General features: G+C 51.6%; 5 protein-coding genes. 3 read left to right on the top strand and 2 right to left on the bottom strand.

The features are described 5' to 3' along the window. Window positions 1–950 precede the first annotated feature (950 nt). Both ACTJJS_RS26340 and ACTJJS_RS26345 read left to right on the top strand, forming a co-directional pair. Window positions 951–19,418: a non-ribosomal peptide synthase/polyketide synthase gene (locus tag ACTJJS_RS26340; protein WP_440666314.1), complete on the top strand. Its 18,468-nt coding sequence runs from the start codon at window positions 951–953 to the stop codon at window positions 19,416–19,418. A gap of 147 nt (window positions 19,419–19,565) precedes the next feature. Beyond that, window positions 19,566–19,964: an NUDIX hydrolase gene (locus ACTJJS_RS26345; RefSeq protein ID WP_168874003.1), complete on the top strand. Its 399-nt coding sequence runs from the start codon at window positions 19,566–19,568 to the stop codon at window positions 19,962–19,964. A 61-nt stretch (window positions 19,965–20,025) separates the two neighbouring features. On the opposite strand, the gene ACTJJS_RS26350 is transcribed toward ACTJJS_RS26345, so the two are convergent. Both ACTJJS_RS26350 and ACTJJS_RS26355 read right to left on the bottom strand, forming a co-directional pair. Further along, window positions 20,026–21,996, bottom strand: a complete 1,971-nt coding sequence (locus tag ACTJJS_RS26350) for a serine hydrolase (protein ID WP_440666316.1) — start codon at window positions 21,994–21,996, stop codon at window positions 20,026–20,028. A gap of 162 nt (window positions 21,997–22,158) precedes the next feature. Continuing rightward, window positions 22,159–23,025, bottom strand: a complete 867-nt coding sequence (locus tag ACTJJS_RS26355; RefSeq protein WP_440666317.1) for a creatininase family protein — start codon at window positions 23,023–23,025, stop codon at window positions 22,159–22,161. Window positions 23,026–23,214: 189 nt separating this feature from the next. On the opposite strand from ACTJJS_RS26355, the gene ACTJJS_RS26360 reads away from it, so the two are divergent. Continuing rightward, complete coding sequence (locus ACTJJS_RS26360; protein WP_440666319.1) at window positions 23,215–23,673, top strand: hypothetical protein; 459 nt, start codon at window positions 23,215–23,217, stop codon at window positions 23,671–23,673. The last annotated feature ends 17 nt before the right edge of the window (window positions 23,674–23,690 follow it).

Consider the following 23,690-nt stretch of genomic DNA (forward strand, 5'->3'; position numbering starts at 1 on the left):
CTCTGTGAAGGGAAGATATGGGTGTGATCGGAATGCAGTGGGTCTGTCATCATGCCGGTTACATTTTGAAAGGTTATTTTGAGCGTTGTTGACGGAATATTTGAGTATTGGAATTTACAAAAAAGAAACCACATTTTTTTTGACTTTTTTGCGGCATAGACGCAGAGATAATGTACGAAGTAAAACCGGATGCCACGCTGTGAAACCGGCCGGCCTGCTTATTTTACTGCGAAATAATTTCAGTGCTGCGCAAATTATATCGCAATCGTTAATCCAATTTTTTTTGTCTAGTTATGAAATTTATTTACCTTCATGCCGCAATTTTAGTGATAGACTAAATGCCTTGTTCGTGCCAATTCCGAAACCCGATTAAAATCGTATTAAAAAACTGCGGAACCTTGTTTAAAAGCCCTGGGCTTATGAGAAACTCTACCACTTTGACATGATTTTTTAATAGTGACCTGTTATTGTTTGACTTAAGAAGTCATGTGTGTTTAACAAAAAAATATCAGGCTGGCTGAGGTTTTTGCCGTATTGCAAATGCAATATCAGGACCTTCATGCAATGATTTTATGATATCATACACCAGATTGCCAGACACGATGTGTCATGACGTGTGTTTCCATGTTTATAGTCATGACTATAAGCAGGTAAAAATTTTTCCTATTATAAAATACCCTACAGACATGAACTCAAAATTACTATCCAGAAATTGTTTATCGCACCCGTTTCTCTGAGGGTGCCGGCAGTACAACGATTACCACATCAATAACGATATTCATTGATCATGTAATACGATTATCTGCACAAACATACTGACGCTTTTTAACCTGTTGCCAGCTGCTGTAGCCTGTTGGACAAGCATTGTCATTGCTTGTCATAACAGAGAAGGACAGCGTTTTCAGGTACACGCCTGATTTATTTCCTCATCAATTAATGACCGTTAGACCATGCCACTACACGCAACGCACATTCATCCTGCCCAGCGGGATATCCTGATGGATTTACTGATCAATGCAGAAAACTCGACCTACAACGTTGGAGGTGTAACCCGGATCACCGGGCCTCTCCACAAAGAAAAATTCATCGCCGCCGCCGAAACGTTGCCAGCCGTATTTGATGTATACCGGATGCGTTTTGACGTTAATGACCATACGCCACAAGCCTATGTGGACGACAGCTTCATCAGACAGGAAGTCGTATGTATGGATTTCACGGGTACACAGCCGGATGCCGTAGAAAAATGGATACGGGAACGCCTCGAAACACCTTTCATCCTTCAAAAAGAAAATGCGCTCTGCGAACAATACCTGTTGTCCATAGCGCCGGATGAACATTGGTATTTCTGTAAATATCATCACCTGATCATCGATGGTTACGGACTGGCCGCGAGCTACCAGTACGTAGCCAGCCAATACCGCTCCTTACTCCAGGGAACGAAGCTTGACTGGTCGCCGGTTTCCTATGTGTCAGCAGCGGGCGACGCTCTCGCTTACCAACAATCGCCGGCATACCAGGAAGACGCCGCCTACTGGAAAAAGATGATCGGTAAGAAGCCGGTCCAACTGCTGGAACACAGGTACCACCGCGCAGATGGGCATCCACGCCAATGCCGGACCTTCGTCCTGGAATTTACGGCTGAGGAAAAAGCCGCGCTGGAAAACGTGCAACAGGTCACTCAGGCCAATCTGCTCCGGCTGACGCTGGCGGCGCTCACCATTTATTTCGCGAAAACAACTGAACACGCTGCATTTGTATTCGGCACACCGGTACATCGCAGAAAGGATAAAGCATTGCAGCAAATCGCCGGTATGTTTTCCGGTATCACGCCGTTTCAGGGCATTTACCAACAGGAAGATACCGTAGCTGCGCTGCTGGAGAATATTGCCGTTGCCAGAAAAAACGACAACCAACATCAGCATTACCAGATAGCTGACCTGAGCCGTTGGCTGAAACTTAACGGTACAACGGAACAATTGGTAGACATCCTTGTCAACCATGCTAACCTCGACCTCCACCTGGATTTCGGGGAAGATGTTCAGGCTGTTACCCGGGAGCTGACAAGTGAGATCACCCGTTACCCGCTGGAGCTGCTCTGGCGCGATTACGGGAAAGGACAGCCACTGCAACTGAAAGCGGATTATTACCCGTCGCATTTCACAGAAACGGATATACGTTTATTGGTGAAGCGCTTGTTATATATCATGCAGCAATTAGGCGGCACACAGGAGCGGAAACTGGATGAGATAAGTATCCTACCGGAAGAGGAGCAAGCGCTGCTGGCTGCCTTTAACGATAACAATATAGCTGTTGCGCCTTATCATTCTATCCATGCGCTCATAGAAGAGCAGGTGCGGCTCCGTCCAACAGCCGAAGCACTGGTGTTTGAAAACCAAACGCTCACGTACCGGCAGCTGGATGACAAGGCCAACCAGCTGGCGCATTACCTCCGTGAAAAAGGCGTGCGGGAAAATACTTTTGTCCCGGTATGTATGGACCGTTCCGCAGAAATGATCATCGGAATATTGGCGGTGCTGAAAGCCGGCGGAGCCTATGTGCCGGTAGATCCTGCCTATCCGCAACACCGGATCACTTTCATGCTACAGGACACCCGGGCGGCAGTAGTGGTCAGCAATGTGACTGGCAATCTGCCACTGGAACAATACACCACCGCGGAAATTATTGATGTCCGCCAACTGGCGGATGTACTGTCACAGTACCCTGTAACACCGGTAGAAACGGCCCTGCAACCGCAACACGCTGCCTATGTGATTTATACGTCCGGTTCTACCGGCAATCCGAAAGGTGTCACCATAGCACACCAGCAATTGGTGGCTTCCACGCAGGCGAGAATAGCCTATTATGGCAGCACCGGCACAGCATTGCTGGTGCCCTCTTTCTCATTCGATTCCTCGGTAGCGGTCATATTCGGTACGTTGTGTACCGGTGGCAGACTGATCGTATGCCGGGAGGAGACGTTAAAAGACGCGGAGACCGTCAGGGAAATACTCACCCATACCGATATGGTGCTGTGTGTGCCTTCCTATTACCGGTTTCTCCTGGAAGAAGGACTGTTGCAGCATGCCGCCCTGTCCACCGTTATCCTGGCAGGCGAAGCGCTGGAAGTCTCCCTGGCACAGCGTCACTTCAGAGAGGTGAAAAAAGCGGCGCTGTATAACGAATACGGGCCTACGGAATGTACTGTATGGTCGTCTGTGGCACAAATACAACCGGAGGATAAACTGATCACCATCGGGAAACCCGTGGCCAATATGCGGATACATATACTGGATGCTCATCAGCGGGTACTGCCAGTGGGCGTGACCGGAGAATTGTATATAAGTGGCCCGCAGGTGGCAAATGGTTACCTGCACCTGCCGGCAATGACGGCAGAAAAATTTATTACCGATGCTGCAGGCAACCGGCTCTATAAAACCGGAGATACCGGCCGCTGGCTACCAGATGGCAATATCGAATACCTGGGCCGCATAGATGACCAGGTAAAGATCCGCGGCTACCGTATTGAATTAGGCGAAATCGGCCATGCTTTGCAGGAATGCGAAGGTGTTAAACACGCTGTGGCAGTCGCATGGACAGACGAACGGAACAACAAGCGCCTCGTGGGATATGTGACCACCAGCGCGGGTTATAATAAGATGGCCGTATTAAACCGGCTGAAAGAAAAACTGCCGGAATATATGGTGCCATCGGTACTCATTGAACTGGCACAGCTACCGCTGTCGGTCAACGGCAAGGTGGATAAAAAAGCGCTGCCGGCGCCCGAAGCAGGCGACCTTCAGCTGCAGGAATACGTGGCGCCGCGTAATGAAGCGGAGCGGCAGCTGGCGGCAATCTGGCAGGAACTGCTGGGACTGCAACGGGTAGGGATATACGATAACTTCATTGAGCTGGGAGGCGACTCCATCGTATCCATGCAGGTGGTGAGCCGTGCCAGGAGACTGGGACATGAGCTGAAAGCAAAAGACCTGTTCAAACACCAGACAGTAGCCGCGCTGGCGCAGTTGCTGTCCGTGAAAAAAACGGAACACGCCATCGGCGAACAAGGGCAACTGACAGGTACATGCGGGCTGCTGCCTATCCAGTACTGGTACTTCGAAGAAGAAGGCAACAGCCAACCGGCCTCATTTACGCAACAGCTGCTGCTGGAAACAGATAAGCAGCTGTCACCTGTAACACTGGAAGCCGCCCTCCGGCAACTGGTGCAATACCATGATGCACTTCGTTTTACCTATCATCAGGATGCTGATGGCTGGCAACAGTCCTATGGCGCAGCGGAGGCGGTCTTGCGTATTGAGGACTTGCGCGGCATGCCGGACAACTGGCAGCAGCATGTCCCCGTTTGCGTAGCTGAAAGCCAGGCACGCCTGGACATCTTCAATGGTGTGCTGTTGCAGGCCTCCCTGATCCAAACGCCGGCCAACGAGGCCAACAACCGGTTATTGCTGGTAGTACATCACCTGGCCATCGACGGCGTATCGTGGCGTATCCTTCTGGAAGATCTTAACCGCCTGCTGGAGCAACCCACCATGACGGCAGATGCCGTACTGGGCGCCAAGGGCAGTTCCTGCCGTCAGTGGCACGATGCGCTGACAGCCTATGCACAAAGTAGCCATGGTCAGCGGCAGCAACGTTATTGGGAAACGGTGGTGGCTAAATGCGCACCATTACATACCGATCTGACACATACCGGAAAGGTAACTGTATCGGATATACGCAGGGAAACAGTGCGCCTTGAGGCAACGGCTACACGCCGCCTGTTACAGGAAGTGCCTGCGGCCTATAAAACGGAAATCAATGACATCCTGTTGGCCGCGCTGGCCCTGACCCTGACGGCCTGGAACAAAGGCGCAGGCGTACTGGTAGGACTGGAAGGGCACGGCAGGGAGGAGATCGCGCCGGGCGTGGCGGTTAACCGCACCATCGGTTGGTTCACCAGCCAATATCCGGTATGGCTGGAAGCCGCTGCCGGCACGCCTGCCGGCCGGCTGATCAGAGACATAAAAGAGCAGTTGCGGCAGGTGCCTGACAAGGGCATCGGCTACGGCATCAGCAAATATATCGGCAAACAGGCAACCCTGCAAGGCGCTGTGCCCTGGGAAACAGGCTTTAACTACCTCGGCCAGGCAGACAACATGCCTGCGGGACAAGGGGCAGTTAAAACGTCATTGTCTTCCCTGGAAGCCGGCGGAGAGCCGCAACGTATCGTGCCGGAAAAACTGGCTGTCAACAGCATGATTCGTGACGGCGAGCTCGTTATGGAATGGAGCTATAGCCGGCTGCACTTCCATGCGGCCACAGTGGCAGCCATCGCGGCAGACTACCGTCATCACCTGGAAACACTCATCACACATTGTGCAGACCGCAGCCAGCAAGCGCCGGTCGCTTCGCCTTCTGATTACGGACTGGGTGATGTGATGACCAACGATGAGCTGGACCTGTTCCTCGATGCTACGGAAGCAGGCCTTTCCAGGAGATCTCAGGTAGCCGGATTGTACCGGCTCACCGGATTGCAGGAGGGGATGTTGTTCCACGGACTGTATGATGAAAAGGGCGGTGCCTACATCGAACAGTTTGGATGCGAGCTTCCCCATTTGCAGGTAGCGGCATTTCAACAAAGCTGGGAATACCTGTTACAGCATCATACTATTTTCCGCAGCGCGTTCTACGCAAAGATTTGCAGTATCCCGGTGCAATGCGTGTACCATCAGGTTACATTGCCTTTCACAGTGCTGGACTACCGCCACATGACGGAAGCGGCACAGCAGGAAGCACTTGACGCCTGGATGGCGGCAGACCGGAAACTGGGGCTGGACTTTGAAAAAGCGCCTCTGATGCGTATCACGTTATTCCGCCTGCAAGATGACAAATATCGTATGCAATGGACTTACCATCACCTGCTGCTGGACGGCTGGTCATTGCCGGTGCTGCTTGGCGAACTGGTGGAAACTTACGAAGCTATCGTTACCAATAAGCCCCTGCCATCACTGAAGACAGATGAATTCGCGGACTACGTCCATTTCCTGGCAGACAGGGACCTTTCTGCTGAGGAAACCTACTGGCGCGGCTATCTGAATGCGGTGACCGAAGGATGTTTCTTACCGTTTGTTACTACCACGGCTTCCCGTACAAAAGGGGAAGGGCGCTTCCGGGAAACCGGTTTGCATCTGGACGCTGTGGCCCGTCAGCAACTGGAAACGTATACACAACAGCAACGTATTACCCTCAACACGCTGGTGCAGGGCGTGTGGGCGTACCTGTTGTCCCGCTATACCGGCAAGCCTGCCGCCATGTTCGGCGTGACGGTCGCCGGCCGGCCGGATGAACTGCCTGGTGCAGATAAAAAAATCGGCTTGTATATCAACACGCTGCCACTGTACACCGCGTTGGCCAATGAGCAAACAATCGCCGGCTGGCTGCAGGAAATACAGGCGGCGCAGCTGCAAAGCCGTGAACACCAGTATGCGGCCTTGAATGACATCCAACGCTGGACAGGCATCCGCGAAGAGTTGTTTGACAGTCTCCTGGTTTTTGAAAACTATCCGGTGAACCCTGCTTTACAATCTCCCGACTGGAAACTGCAACTGCAACACTTCCAGGTACAGGAACAGGCCAACTATCCGCTAACGCTTCGTGTGATGATGGCTGAAGGGATTGATATCGGCCTGGTATATAACGAAACGCTGCTGGACGGCGCTTATGTCCGGATGATAGCCGCTCATTTTGAACAGGTGCTGATACAGATAGCTACCCGGCCTGTCAATACCATCGCGGATATTACCTTATTGACAGCGGCGGAGAAAACACAGCTGTTGTATGATTTTAATCAGACAACCATCCCTTATCCTGCGGATAGGAGCATCACCACGCTTTTTGAGGAACAGGCGGCCCAAACGCCGGATGCTATTGCCGTGGTATATGATACAACGTCATTTACGTATAAAGCGCTGGATGAAGCGGCTAACCGCCTTGCACACCAGTTGCGCAGTAAAGGATTGAGTGCAGGCACATATGTGCCCTTATGCATGAAACGCTCTGCCGGCCTGATGGTAACGGTGCTGGGGATTCTGAAAGCCGGGGGCGCCTATGTTCCCGTAAATCCGGAATACCCTGCAGAAAGGACCTTGCAGTTACTGGGTGATTGCGACAGCCCGCTGGTGATAAGCGACATGAATTGGAAGGACACCCTGAAAATCGTTGCTGATAAAGAGATACTGTATATAGATGATAATCCTGCCCTGTTGCAATATCCGGCGCATGCATTGGCAGAACAGCCCTCGCCGGAGACAGTGGCTTATGTCATGTATACCTCCGGTTCTACCGGTAAGCCCAAAGGCGTGGCAGTTACACATAAAAATGTGGTGAGCCTGGTGAAGTCGCAGGAGTATATGACGCTCACCAAAGACGATGTCATTCTTTCCGCCGGCTCTCTTTCCTTTGACGCTACCACTTTTGAATATTGGGGCGCCCTGTTGAACGGCGGTTGTGTGGTATTGAGCACGGAAAGCAGTCTGCTGGACATCGAATTACTACGGCAGGAGCTTTATCAGCGCCGCGTTACCAAAATGTTCTTTACCACCAGCTGGTTCAATCAGTTGATAGATATGGACATCACGGTATTTGCGGGGTTGCAGGAAGTGCTGACAGGAGGGGAGAAAATATCGGAAAAACATGCGGACAAATTCAGACGTGCCTGTCCGCATATCGCGCTGACTAACATATACGGCCCTACGGAGAACACGACTTTCTCCCTTTACTACCGTATCCATGAAGCGACAGTTAACGGCAACGTGCCTATCGGCCGTCCGTTGAACAACCGGACAGCGTATATCCTTGACAGTGCAGGGCAACCGGTGCCGGTTGGCGTAACAGGAGAACTTTATGTGGGCGGCGATGGTGTAGCCAAAGGATACCTGGACCCGGAACTGACCGCTGCCCGGTTTATACCGGATCCTTTCACGGATGACCCGGCCGCCAGAATGTACCGCACCGGCGACCTGGCCCGCTGGATGCCTGACGGTAACATCGTTTATATGGGCCGTGTGGATGAACAGGTGAAGATCCGCGGGTTCCGCATTGAACCCGGTGAAACAGAACGCGTGCTCGAAGGCTGCCCTGCCGTTAAACAGGCCGTGGTGACCGTCTGGACAGATAAACAACAAAATAAATACCTGACCGGCTATGTGGTCCCGGAAAACAACTTTGATAAAGAAGCCATACAGGCCTATCTCAAAGAAAGGTTACCGGATTATATGGTACCTTCTTTCCTGATAGCCGTGGAAGCATTGCCACTTACTCCTAATGGGAAAGTGGATAAAAAGGCCCTGCCGGCGCCGGATGACGCCGCGCTCTCAGATGCAGCGTATATGGCTCCCCGTAATGAACCGGAGATCATGCTGACAGCCATCTGGCAGCAATTGCTTGGCCGGGAGCGCATTGGCATACATGACCATTTCTTTGAGTCTGGCGGGCATTCCCTTTTGGCCATGCGCCTGCAATCCGCCATCAGAAAGCAGTTGAAGGCCGAGATACCGGTGAAGACCATCTTCAATTATCCTACCATAGCAGGCCTGGCCGCCTGTATCATGCAACAGACAGGGCCAGTGCAACAGGGAATTACGGCGGAAGCATATACCGGCCCGCAACCATTGTCCTTTGCACAGGAAAGGCTTTGGTTTATCGACCGGCTGAGCGGCAGTATTCAATATCATATCCCAATGGTATTCCGGCTGACGGGAGCGGTCAACGAACAGGCGCTGGAAAGGGCCATCCGGGAGATCGTCAACCGGCATACTGTACTACGTACTGTCATTACCGTTATTGACGAACAGCCGCATCAGCGGATAATGGACCGCGATGGCTGGCAACTGGAAATAATCAGCCGCCAGGAGCTCGTGGGAGATATTACCGATTTGCATGCCTTTGTGAAAGCCTTGATTGATAAGCCTTTCAATTTGTCTGCCGACCATATGTTACGCGGACAACTGATCACATTGGCAGCGGAGGAGCATATCCTCGCCCTGACGCTGCATCACATTGCCGGCGACGGATGGTCCGTCAGCATCTTTGTCAAAGAGCTGATGGAGCTGTACGCGGCATTGGACCAGCAACAAGTACCGGCTTTACTTCCACCGGACATCCAGTATACGGACTATGCCCGCTGGCAACGTGCTTATATGTCAGCAACAGTGCTGGAGCGGCAACAAGCCTATTGGGAGCGCCAGCTGGCGGATGCGCCCACGTTACAATTGCCGCTCGACTATACCCGTCCCGCAGTATTTTCCAACAGGGGCGCCATTATACAGTTCCATATCGACGATACCCTGCGACAACAGTTACAGGCATTGTCGCAGCAGGAGGGAACTACCCTGTTCATGACATTGCTGGCGGCTTTTAATGTGTTGCTTTACCGCTACAGCGGCCAGGAAGATATCACCATAGGCAGTCCTGTTTCAGGCCGTACCCGGCAGGAAACGGAGAGCCTGATCGGTTGTTTTGTCAATACGCTGGCACTGCGCACGCAGCTGCATGATAACCCAACCTTTGCCACTTTGTTGCAACAGGTGAAAAATATGACGCTGGATGCCTATGAGCACCAGGATGTGCCGTTTGAAAAAGTGGTGGAGGCAGTCGTGAAGGAACGTGATCTGAGTTACAGCCCGCTGTTCCAGGTGATCTTTACATTGCAGAACATGCCGGTGGCCACTGATCTCGCCTTGGGCGCCGCGTATTTGCAACCGGAAAGGATCGCGTATACCACGGCGCAGGTAGACCTTAATTTCACCGTAGAAGAAACTGCCGGAGGACTGACAGGCAGCGTGGAATACTGCACGGACCTCTTTAGGGAAGAGACGGTGCTGCAAATGATCAGGCACTTCAAACAACTGCTGGCGGCCATCGTTGGGAGCCCTTCCACAGCAGTAGGCTTTTTGCCGATGTTGTCGGCGGAGGAAGAAACGCAGTTGCTGAAAGGCTTTAACCAGACAGACAGCAGCTATCCAGCTGATAAAAACATCACAGCGCTCTTCACGGAACAGGTAGCGCTGACACCGGATGCCACAGCCCTGGTATTTGACGGTAGGGAAATAACCTACCTGGCGCTGGATACCGCTTCCACACAACTGGCGCAATACCTCGTGGAGGCAGGTGTAACATCCGGCATGCGGGTGCCCGTTTGCATGGAGCGGTCAGAATGGCTGATCACCGCTATCCTGGCGATATTAAAGGCAGGAGGCGCTTATGTGCCGGTAGATCCGCATTATCCGGCAGAACGTATCAGCTACATGTTGGCCGAAAGCGACAGTACGCTGCTACTCACTACCACCACGCATGTAGCAGCGCTGGAGCAGACAGGTAAGGGCATGAAGCTTGTCTGCCTGGACCAGCTGGCTGAAACGCTGGCGTCCATGACGATGTCAACGCCATTGCCAGTGGCGCTTCCGCAGGACCTGGCTTATGTCATTTATACCTCCGGTTCTACCGGTAAGCCCAAAGGGGTGATGGTAAGCCATCAGAATGTGGTGAGCCTTGTGAAAGGAGTGGACTATGTGTCCTTCAGCGCGGCGGATAGTTTATTGTCCACCGGCGCGCCTTCTTTCGATGCCGCTACATTTGAGTATTGGGGCATGTTGCTTAACGGCGGCCGCCTTATTCTCTGCCCGGAACAGCAGTTGCTGGACAACGAGGTACTGAAACGGGAAATTAGCGCTCACCACGTAAATATGATGTGGTTTACCGCCAGCTGGTTCAATCAGCTGATCGATACCGACATCAGTATTTTTGAACCCTTATCGGTAGTGCTGGCCGGTGGGGAGAAACTATCGGAAGAACATATCAGCAAATTAAAACAACGGTATCCCGCCCTCACCGTTATTAACGGTTACGGTCCTACGGAGAACACGACCTTCTCTATTACCTATACAGTAGAAACAGGTGAAGTGAAGGTACCGGTGCCGGTCGGCCGGCCGTTGAGCAACCGGAAAGTATATATCCTGGACAGCCGCCGCCAGATAGTTCCGGTGGGCGTTACCGGCGAAATCTATGTCGGTGGTGCCGGTCTTGCCATAGGTTACCTCAACTTACCGGAGCTGACAGCAGAACGGTTCATCTCCCATCAGTTTGATAACGGCCGCGTCGAACGGTTATATAAGACCGGGGACCTGGGATGCTGGCAGGCAGACGGCAACGTGCTTTGCCTGGGCCGTACAGACGACCAGGTGAAGATACGGGGCTACCGTATTGAACCGGGTGAAACGGAAAGGGTGCTGCAACAGTGTGAATGGGTGGAACAAGCGGTAGTGATGGCGCGTACGAATGCGCAGGGCAGTAAATACCTTGCTGGTTATATCGTGCCGGCAGGTGCCTTTGAAAGAGAGAAAATACAGACTTATCTCAAACAGCTGCTGCCGGACTATATGGTGCCCGCAGCCCTGGTGCCACTGGAAAAACTGCCGCTTACCAGCAACGGGAAGGTAAATAAGCGTGCCTTGCCTGAACCGGACCAGTCCCTGATGCCCGCAGCAGCGTATATGCCTCCGCGTAATGCCACGGAGCTGGCGTTGACAGGTATCTGGCAACAATTGCTGAAGGTGTCACGGGTAGGCATATATGATAACTTCTTTGAACTGGGCGGCCATTCACTATTGGTGACCCGTGTGGTATCTGCCGTACGGCGTGAGCTGAATGTTGAGGTCCCCATACGTGACCTCTTTACTCATCCGACAGTAGCTACATTGGCTGAGCATATCCGTGGTCAGCAACCAGGCGCCGTATTGCCGGCCGTGACCGCATCTCCGCGGGAAGGAAAGCTGCCGCTTTCTTCCGCGCAGGAAAGGTTGTGGTTTATAGACCGCATGGAAGGCAGCATTGCTTACCATATGCCAATGGTGTTAAAACTGGATGGCGATCTGGACGTGACAGCACTGGAAAACGCCCTGAAAACAATTATAGACAGACAAGAAGCGCTGCGTACCGTTTTCCTGGAAGAAGACGGAGAGCTAAGCCAGCATATCCTGCCTGCCGACGGATGGCAGCTGCAGGTGATGGACAGGACCGGGGAAGCTGACCGGGAGAAGGTATTGGAAGAAATTGAAAGGTATTGTAACCAGCCATTCAACCTGGCAACGGATTATATGTTGCGGGTACAGCTGGTGCAACTGGCTGCCCGTGAACACTTCCTTGTAGTGGTGCAGCACCATATCGCATCTGATGGCTGGTCTGTGTCAATATTGCTCAAGGAACTGATACGGCTGTACGAAGCGGAGCATCGGCATCAGCCGCACCAGCTGGAGCCTTTGCAGGTGCAGTATGCAGACTATGCGTTGTGGCACCGGCATCACCTGCAGGGCGCCCTGCTCGATCAGCAGTTGTCGTACTGGAAAGAAAAGCTGGATGATATCACAACACTGCAGCTGCCCACCGATTTCCCGCGCCCTGCCACGGTAAGCACCCGCGGCAACACCTTGTACTATGAGGTGGACGGCACGCTGACAGCCGGGTTAAACCAGCTGTCCAGGCAGCAGGGGGCCACGTTGTTTATGACGATGCTGGCCGCTTTTAAAGTGTTGCTGTACCGCTACAGCGGACAGGAAGACATCTGTGTGGGCAGCCCTATTGCCAACCGTACCCAGCAAACGATAGAACCGCTTATCGGTTTCTTTGTCAATACCATTGCGCTGCGCAGTAACCTGTCCGGTAACCCGGACTTCCTGTCGCTGCTCCGGCAGGTAAAGGCCACTTTGCTGGAGGCGTACCAATACCAGGACGCCCCGTTTGAGAAAATCGTGGAAGCCGTGGTGAGCGACCGTGATATAAGCCGTACGCCCTTGTTCCAGGTGATGTTTATTATGCAGAACCTGCCGGAGGTGCCGGATTTGCAGTTGGACGATGTGCAGGTAACGATACAGCCGGTGCCTAACACCACTTCCAAATTCGATCTGACGGTGGATGTTACCACTACCGCTACCGGGCTGCGTTTCCGGGTGGAGTATTGCAGCGATCTTTATGAGGAGGCTACCATCGCCAGGATGATGGAACATTACCTGGTACTCCTGGAAGCGGTGGTGACAGCGCCTTCCAGACATATAGGAACATTGCCGATGCTTACGGCGGCTGAAGAAAAACAATTAGTACAGACCTTTAATGATACGGCCAGTACCTATCCAGCCGGCATGGCGGTGATAGACCTGTTCGAAGCGCAGGCGCGGCAAACGCCGGACGCAGTGGCCGTTGTTTTTGGAACGGAACAGTATACTTACCGGCAGCTGAATGAAAGGGCCAATCAACTGGCCCATTATCTCCGGAAAAAAGGGGTGGTGGAAAATACACTGATACCCGTTTGTATGTCCCGCTCTCCGGAGATGATCACCGCCATTGTCGGCATCCTGAAGGCCGGCGCCACTTATGTGCCGGTAGATCCGGCTTATCCGGAAGTGCGTATCCGTTATATCCTGGCCGACACCGACTTCACCCTGATGATCACAGATGCGCGCAGCCAGACGGTTTTACCCGCAGACATCGCAACGGAACGGATACTGACATTATCAGCAACAGCCGGCGAAGCGGTACTATCGGGCCAGCCGGTGACGGACCCCGACCGGTATACTTCTCCGGACAAGCTGACTTACCTGATCTATACTTCTGGTTCCACCGGGCAACCGAAAGGCGTGGAAATGCCTGACAAGGCCTTGTTTAACCTGCTTTGCTGGCAACAACAGGAGATCGATACCCGGACGCCTAAATGTATATTGCAGTTCGCCAGTATCAATTTCGACGTGAGCTTCCAGGAGATATTCTTCACGCTCAGTTTTGGCGGCAGTCTTCACCTGGTGGACGAACAACGCCGGAAAGACATGGCCGTCCTGATGGAACAGATCAACTCAGAAAAAATCAATTGCCTCTTCCTGCCTTATGTGGTATTAAAAAACCTGGTGGAATACGCACAGGAAAGCGGTATCTACCCGCAATACCTGCAGGAGGTGGTTACAGCCGGTGAACAGCTCAAACTGAGCAATGACCTCCGGTTGTTCCTGGAAAAAGGCAATACCCGACTGCATAACCAGTACGGGCCTACGGAAGCGCACGTGGTGAGTGCCTACACGATACAGCCGGAAGACTATGCCCACCGGGTATTGCCGCCTATCGGTAAGCCGATTGCCAATACTAAACTATATATCCTGGATGCCAACGGTAATCCCTGTCCGGTTGGAGTGCCAGGGGAGCTGTTCATCGGCGGTGTACAGGTGGCCAAAGGGTACCTGCATCTGCCGGAGCTGACGGCCGAACGTTTTATGGCCGATCCGTTTGATGTGACCGGGGCAGGACGCTTGTACAAAACCGGCGATGTCTGCTGCTGGTTGCCCGACGGCAATATCAACTACCTGGCGCGTAAGGACGACCAGGTGAAGATCCGCGGTAACAGGGTAGAAATAGGCGAGGTGGAAAGCGTACTGGGTCAGTGTGACCTGGTGGCGCAATGTGTGGTGCTTGTAAAAAATGATCAATACGGCAATAAACGGCTGGTAGCCTATGTGGTGCCACAGCAGCACTTCGGCAAAGAGGAACTGCGCACATGGATGCAGTCCAGGCTGCCGGAGTATATGGTCCCATCTCTTTTCATCACTTTACCGGAACTGCCGTTGACCAATAACGGCAAGGTCAACAAACGCGCACTGCCCGAAGCTGACCTGAGCGCGCTCGGCGGCGCAGGGTACGTGGCGCCACGTAACCTAACGGAACAACAGCTGGCTGGTATCTGGAGTGCGCTGTTACAGGTGGAAAAAATAAGTGTGCACGATAACTTCTTTGAGCTGGGAGGCCATTCGTTGTTGGCCATGCGCCTGCAGTCTGCCCTGCGTAAGCAAATGGAAGTGGAAATGGCGGTGAAATCCATCTTTGCCAATCCTACCATCGCGAGGCTGGCGGCGTTTATCCGCCAGCACGGCAAGGGCTTGCTGCTGCCGGCGGTAACGCCACAGCAACGGCCGGAACTGATTCCGTTATCGTATAGCCAGGAACGTTTGTGGTTCATCGATCAGATGGAAGGCAGCGTGCAATACCATATGCCGGTAGTGTTGCGGATGGAAGGCGTCCTGGATAAAGCGGCGCTGGCAAACGCGTTCCGTGACCTGGTGGACCGGCACGAGGTGCTGCGGACTGTCATTGTACAGGTGGACGGGCATTCCGGTCAACAGGTATTGCCTGTGCAGCAATGGCAGCTGCAACAAATTGATCTGTGCGGCCGTCCGCAGGCAATAGCGGATTATCGTTCCCTTGTGCATAGTTTGATAAGGAAACCTTTTGACCTTACCAGGGAGCATATGTTACGGGTGCACCTGATCGCACTGGACGCCAATACGCATATCCTGGTGATGAACATGCACCATATTGCCTCAGATGGTTGGTCTATCGGTATTCTGTTCAGGGAATTGATTGCCCTTTACAAGGGGTATGCTGCCGGCGAAAAAGTGAAGTTGCCCGCACTCGACATACAATATGCGGACTACGCCATCTGGCAGCGGACGTATATGTCGGACGAGGTACTGGCGACGCAGCTGCTTTACTGGAAAGAAAACCTGAAAGGCGTACCGGCGCTGCAACTGCCGACAGACAAAACAAGGCCGGCGATAAAAGGCAAAAACGGCGCTGTGGAACACCTGCATTTCGACCGTGAACTGTCGGAACAGTTGCTGGCCCTGTCCCAACAGGAAGGGGTGACGCTTTTCATGACGTTGCTGACAGCCCTCAATGTGTTATTGTACCGTTACAGCGGGCAGGATGACATCTGCGTGGGCACGCCTATTTCCGGCCGTATCCGCCAGGAGGTGGAAGGCCTCGCCGGCTTCTTCATTAACACGTTGGCCTTGCGCAGCAATCTCGCCGGTAACCCGGAATTCCTTTCCCTGCTGCAACAGGTAAAACAAACGACGTTGAGCGCCTATGAATACCAGGAAGTGCCCCTGGAAAAGATAGTGGACGCTGTAGTGACGGAGCGCGATATGAGCCGCAGCCCGTTGTTCCAGGTGATGCTGGTGTTGCAGAATACGCCGGACATCCCCGAGCTGACATTGGGGGCCGTGCAGTTGTTGGAAGAACCGCTGGACCATATCACGTCTGTCTTTGACCTTAACTTCTGCCTGAAAGAGACGGCAGAAGGGCTTTCCCTGATCATTCAATACAGTACGGACCTGTTCTACGGGGATACCGTGAGAAGGATGGGTAAACATTTTGAGCATTTGTTGCGGTCCATTACCCTTCAACCCGCCACACGCATATGTGCGTTGCCGTTATTGGACGAAGCAGAAGAGCAACAGTTGCTGGAAGGCTTTAACAGCAATATCACCGACGTGCCGCAGGGCGCTTCCCTGGTGAGTTTGTTCTCGGATACGGCAGCGGCTGTGCCTGACGCAGTGGCGTTGATGTTTAAGGATGGTACATTGACTTATAAAGAACTGGACGAACGCTCTAACCAGATGGCCCACTACCTGCGGAGCAAAGGGGTGGTCAGGGACACGCTGGTGCCTTTGTGTATGGAGCGCTCACCGGAGATGATTATCAGTATATATGGTATTATGAAGGCAGGTGGTGCATATGTGCCTGTAGACCCGGAATATCCGGCTGAAAGGATACAGTACATCCTGGAGGATACCGCCGCGGGCATTATGGTCAGCAGCCCTGCTGCCAGCGACAGACTGGGCGCTGCAACAGCAGGTGTTACCCTCGTGATGGCCGCAGACACGGATTTGTTTGCCAATTATCCGGTAACAGCACTGCCGGACAGTCCGGCAGCCGGTGATCTGGCCTATGTGATATACACTTCCGGCTCTACAGGCAAACCCAAAGGCGTATTGGTGGAACATGGCGGCGTAGTGAACCTGGTTTGTCAGCAGGAGGTGCTGCAGATACAAACAGGCTCCCGTGTGTTACAGTTCGCGTCTATCGGTTTCGATGCCTCCTGCATGGAAATATTCAGCGCATTGTCTCATGGCGCCGTACTGGTGCTGCCGCGTAAAGAAGACCTGATGTCTTCCGCCGGATTTGCAACGCTGATCAACAAACGAAAAGTGGAGGTGTTGTTTTTACCGCCGTCCTACCTGCATAGCATGAAAGACCTGTTGGGCAGGGTGAAAACCATTGTGTCCTGTGGTGAGCCGTTAAACCGGGAAGACGGCAGGTTCCTGCAAGCCCGGGGCGTACGGTTTCTTAACGCCTACGGGCCTACGGAAAACAGTATCTGCACCACCTTGTCCGATGACCCTATCCGGGAAGACGGCGTAGTAGTGATCGGAAAGCCGGTGGCTAACATGCAGGTATATATCCAGGACGCGCATGGCGGACTATGCCCGGTAGGTGTGGCAGGTGAGATTTGTGTGAGTGGCGCCGGTCTGGCCCGCGGTTATCTCAACCGTCCGGAGCTTACCCTGGAAAAATTTGTTATCAATCCCTTTGCCGGTGACGGCGAAACCCGGATGTACCGTACCGGCGATCTGGGCCGCTGGCTGCCGGACGGAAATATCGAATACATGGGGCGGATCGATGAGCAGGTGAAAGTACGCGGATACCGTATTGAACTGGGTGAAATAGAAAACGTGCTGCAGGAATGTGAGCAGGTGAATGAAGCGGTGGTAGTAGTGAAAGGAGGAGAGCATGACAATAAACTGCTCGTGGCTTATGTGATACCACAGGAAGAATTCAATAAAGACGCTATTGTTGCCTATCTGAAGCGCAAGCTGCCCGACTTTATGGTGCCGCCGGTGATCATTCCGATGGAGTCGTTCCCGCTCACGCCTAACGGCAAGATTGACAGGAAAGGATTACCGTCGCCAACGTCCCAGATGCTCACCGGGCAACAGCAGGATACTGGTCCAGCCAACGAAATAGAAGAACGGCTGCTGGAAATATGGAAAGAGGTGCTGAACTTACCACGGTTAAGCATACACGACAATTTCTTTGCTGCCGGTGGTAACTCTATCACCGCGATCCGGTTGATCGCCAAGATGAAGGTGGATTTCCAGGTTTCCATCAATGACCTGTTCCAACATCCCACCATTGCCGGTATCTCTAAATATGTGATTTATGAAAAGAATCACTTTAAAAATAAACTGGCGGCATTGATGGCCAGGTTCGATCCGGCGCAGACGGACCACGAAGCCATGCAGGCACAGGCAGCGCAAATGCAGCATATGCTGGCAGAACAGCAACGGCCATACCTGGAAGAAGTGAAAGCATGGCAACAGCTGGACGTCAGCAGCACCACCACTTATCAGCAGATCTTACTGTTGGGCGCAACGGGCTACCTGGGCATTCATTTGTTATATGACCTGCTACAGCGCGATACGCCGGTATGCGTGCTGGTGCGCGCAGAAAGCGATGAAGCGGCCTTCAGCCGGTTGTCGGAGAAGTATGCTTTTTACTTTGGTAAGCCATTGCCCAAAGACCAGGCAAACCTGCGGGTATGGAAAGGAGATATCGCTTTACCGCAGCTGGGCATGGACGCTGCCGTGTTTGAGACGCTGATGTCCGAAACGGACTGTATCCTGAATACGGCCGCCAACGTAAAACACTATGGCAGCTACAGCGAGTTTGAAGCGGTGAACACGCGCTCAGTACAGACGATATTGGATTTTTGCAAAACAGGAAAGAAAAAGGTCATCCATCATATCTCCACTACCAGTGTGGCAGGTATGGCTGCGAAAGACAGTACCGACTACCTCTACACCGAAGCCGATTTGTTCAAGGGACAGGAAGTGCCTAACTTCTATGCCAAGAGCAAACTCGAAGCGGAACGCTTGCTGGACAAGGCCAGGGAAGAGGGAATTGATGTGAACATCTATCGCGTGGGCCACCTGTCATTTCATTCTGCCACGGGCAAGTTCCAGGAGAATATCGATAACAATGCCTTCTATAACCAGATCAAAGGGTTTATTTCCTTCCAGGTGATGCCGGAAGAATTCAATGAGGTGGAATTGTCTAACATCGACCAGGTGTCTGCGGCGATACTGCAGATTTTTGACAAGCCCGCATTGCTGAACAGGAATTACCATGTCCGTAATCCGCACCTGCTCTCTGCTGCTGAGTTTGTGGCTTATCTGAACAGTTACGGGTACGATCTGGAATTGGCCAACACCTATACTTACCTGGAGAAAATGCTGCAATCGTACAATACCAAAAAAGACCTGATAGACCGTTTGTTCCTGCAGGCTGACCTCTTTGGCGATGACAGGCAGGATATCGGGCATCCGTACCAGGTATGTTATGAAGCCACAAATGCCATCCTGAAGAAAATGAAATTCAGATGGGCGCGCTTCGATGAGGAAAAAGTACACCTGATGATTCAGTATGCTGTGGAAGTTGGTTTCTTTGAGCCTGTTCGCAAGAAAATGGCTTCTTTGAGAGATTACTGATGCGTTCAGCGTGACGAGATGGAATATTACAAGGCCTGCGCAAGTCGCAGGTCTTGTTTTTTAGCGGGATGAAATAGGTTGGTGTGTATTAATAATCTTTAACTTGCAGCACGTTATATTTGACGCAACATTACATCTCAAAAGAATATGAAAATAATTGACAAGCTGGCCTGGATAGAAATTAAAAATAAATCTATATTATCTACAAAGTCTTTCGGAAAACAAAAGTATTATATCCCCGGGGGTAAAAGAGAGCAGGGGGAAAATGATGAGCAGGCGTTGTGCCGCGAGGTATTGGAGGAACTTACAGTGGAACTTAAAACGGAAACGCTGAAATTCGTCGGAACGTTTGAAGCGCAGGCAGACAGCCATCCGGACGGTGTTTTGGTGAAGATGACCTGTTACACCGCAGATTATACCGGAACATTAAAAGAATCCGCAGAGATAGAGGAACTCAGGTGGTTAAAGTATGCCGACAAAGATAAAATTTCAGAAGTTGATAAATTGATTTTTGATTTTTTAAAAGACCAACATTTGATTGACTAATGACATAAATAACAAAGGCTTCAAAACTACTTGTTTTGAAGCCTTTGTTATTTATGTCATGTTATGGCTTCACATCTTTGCCTTCTACGAGGAACTTGTGGAGGTTTTCCAGTAAAACATCTGAAGTATTGGAGTTGGTAAAAATAGCATATCCCATTTTGAGGTCTTTGTACACTTCAAACCTGCAGGTGAAATCGCCATTGTTGCCACCATGGCTGAAGGTCTTGCCAAAAGGAGTTTCCCTGATCTGAAGGCTCATGCCCATGTATGCAATATCTTTCGGATTGTGGGGCCTGTCTTCCGGGGGGAAGTCTGAATGTTTCGACATAATGGCGTCATACGTTTCCGGTTTAAGGCCTTTCCGTTCCAGCAAATATAACATGAACCGCGTGAATACTTTTGCTTCTGTATACATGGAATAAGCCATGCCAGGGGTTTCCGGCAGCTCATTTTTACTTGGAATCTTATCGTAGTGGCCATATGCTGCCATCCACTGTAAGGAGTCATTTTTTGAAAAGAATGTATGGTAGAGCCCTATTGGTTCAATTACTTCTTCGTGCAGTACCTGTTCCACTTTCTTGCCGGTAATTTTTTCCACCACCATCTTTAAGTATTCAAAACCCTCACCTGAATAGTTATACGCTGTTCCGGGAGTAAATTTCAGGTCCAGTTTTCCGTCATTATTCATCCAGCGCCAGTTGGGAAAGCCCGTTCTGTGTGTCAGCACGTGTCTGGCGGTAATCAGCTTATAACGCTCGTCATATTCGATGTCTTTGTAAGGAAGATATTCATATAGTGGTTTGTCGAGATCTATCACCCCGCGGTCTGCCAGCCGTTCAACCGCAAAGGCAAATACGGGCTTTGTGATGGAGGCTGCCTCGAACAGCGTATTGTCATTTACTTTTTCTCCCGTCATCGTGTTACTGACACCATAGGTTTTGTGGTAAATCAACCGGCCGTCATTAATTAAGGCCAGCGACACGCCGGGTATGCCATAATACGCTTGATAGGTTTCGATAAAATGATCTATCTGGCTGGCACTGGACGCGGAAAAGTTGAATAATACACCTTTGTCGGGAATCAGGTCAGGGACCGGGGCAGATGATATACGAAATGCAGGCGCCACAGTTTTCCTTCCCGACCGCGCAATAATAGTAATGGGAACTTTCTGCCCGGTAGCGTACACCTGGCCGTTGAACTTATAGTAGGGATCAGGCAGCGCGAGCTGGTATTTTCCTGGTGGCACCGCTATGGTATAATTTCCAAGGCTGTCTACTGCGGCGGTCGTCCAAAACGGGGGATTGTCCAGGGAGATGAACCGAATTACGTCCGGTAGCTTTACGGCTTGTGGTTGGCTCCAGCTGAGTTGTCCGGAAACAGTGGACAGTTCTTTGCCGGCAGGCAGGAAAATAATGTCACCGAGACTGTTGGCGTTCATGTATTTGGATTTTCCCTTTCCCCAGGCAGACCAGGAGATGCTGCCATCGCTGTCTTTGTCGTACACATGAAAATCGAAGCCTATAGATTTGCCTACGGCCAGCTCATTTCCCAGGTGCATACGCCATTCATAGATACGGGTATTGCCCCTGCGGGTCATCGCCACCTCCATCATGTCCCAGCCGGCTTTGCTGGCAAAAGGATCGTAGAAGGCATTGTTGATGGTATGAAGCGTTCTGCTGTACATAAACGACGCCACTCCGGAGCCGGAAAGCAGATGACGGGCATCAATGCTCACCTCCAGCCCGTCCTGGCTGTTCCACCGCACATTTTTGGAGGTGTCTTCCACGAAGTCGTCATCTGTAATGGTAAAAGCGACATACAGTGACTGATTGCCAAGGTCGTAACCCAGTTGGAAATAGCCGGAAAAATCGGAGTCGTCCCGGGGCCTGGTGTCCGACGGGCTTATGGCGATCTTATACCTGACAGCATCTTTGGGCCAGTCAGACAGGTCTCCGTCCACTACGATCTTACCAAGCGGATATGCGTAAGCAACACTCCCGTTGTGGGCGGACAGGCACTTACAAAAAAGCATGCATAAGGCAAATATGCAAATTGGTTTTAGCGATGATAGTGACATGTGTAATAGATTCGGGCCAGGGTTTAAGTGAATTCATAGATAAAGACACCGCTGCCGTGAAAAAGTTGCATAAACCGTGTACTGCCGGCCCGAAATGAACTTATGAAAACCGGGAGGTCACTTCAATTGATCGACCCTGTCAAAAAACTCATTTTGCAGTTCGATGGTTTTAGTATCGGCCTTTACTGCTTTCAGTGCCTTAATGAACTGCGCTATTTCATGATCGCTGATGAACTTCCCCAGTTCAGCGCCGGATTTTGAAGCATCGCCGGCGTAATGGTTAGGGTAGGAGGAATACCACCAGATAGGCGTGTATAGGCCCGGTAATTGTGACCGTTGCTGGTTTACGCCGCTTTCGCCGGAGGCACGGGACATGCGCATTAAATCAGGGCGATAGTGCAGTAAAAGAGATGTTTCGCTTTCGCCACCATGCAGATCGGTGGTTACATCGGTGACGTGTTTTTTTTGGTACGCTTTGACGAATTCCGGGTCGCTTTCCGGCCGGTACAGGTAAACAGCATAGTTGTGGCGCTTGTTCAGCAAGCCCTGCATAAAGAATTCCAGGAATTCAGGGTTGCCGCCATGCCCGTTCAAAATGATGATCTTATCGAAGCCGTTCCGCGCTATCTCGTCGCAGGTGGCTTCCAGTAGTTCCAGTATCAGTTTGTTGGGAAGCGAGAATGTGCCTGGCTGATGCCTGGCTTCGTTGATCTGCCCATAAAAATAATCCGGGAACACAACGGCGTATTCTGATTTCACGGCACGGGCAGCCCATTCGCGTACATGGATCAAGTCGGTGCCAAGCGGTGAATGCAGACCGTGTTTTTCGAGTATGCCGATAGGGAGGATACAGGTCTTTGAAGACTTTTGCAGTGCTGCGGGGAAATCACTGGCTACAAGTTCGTCCCAGCGGGCAGGCAGCTCCTGTGCAAAAAGGCAGTTGAATGCAAGTAAGGCGGCAAGTGTCAGGAAATAGCGTTTCATGTGATTTAAGGTGGTTGACTGTTGATGAATGGTTATCTGATGCGTATAAGATTTACATGAAGATAGTAGATTAATATGTAGTTATTAATGAAATTAATTCATGTATGATTCTTTAATAATGAGTAATAACGGAGCATGAAGCGGGTAGCAGTTTACAGGAATAACCTAATTTTATGGAAAGCGCACCACATGGAAATACCCACCGCACAATACAGAAGACATCGCGTCGGCTATTCGGTGTCAGCAATAATTGGCTTTTTGGCTGCATGGCAGGGCTATTACTGGCTGGCGACGGGTAGCGCCCTTGCATTTTTCGGATGGCTGTTTTTGATCATTGGCATCGTCGCCTGTGTCGGCTGCACCTGGACGGCTATTCGACATTCCCTGGTGCTGGAACTGAACCAGGAAGGGGTCTGGTATAAAGAGCATACATATGACTGGCGTTCCTTGCGCAGCTATGCCATCAGGAAAGAGGTGGGTGAAGGCAGTTTGTTCGTCTACCTGATATTATTTTTTACTGACGGCAGAGAACCTCTGGAGATTCAACTGGATTGGCTGGAGAACAGCGAGTTGATACCGGAACAAATGGAAGTCTACGCAAAACAGTTCGGGGTTCCCTTTGATGGGATTGAGAGGAAAGAGGTATAGGCATTAAACATATTGAA

It is taken from the genome of Chitinophaga sp. 22308, from assembly GCF_052045305.1.
In the GTDB taxonomy this organism is placed as follows: Bacteria; Bacteroidota; Bacteroidia; order Chitinophagales; family Chitinophagaceae; genus Chitinophaga; species Chitinophaga varians_A.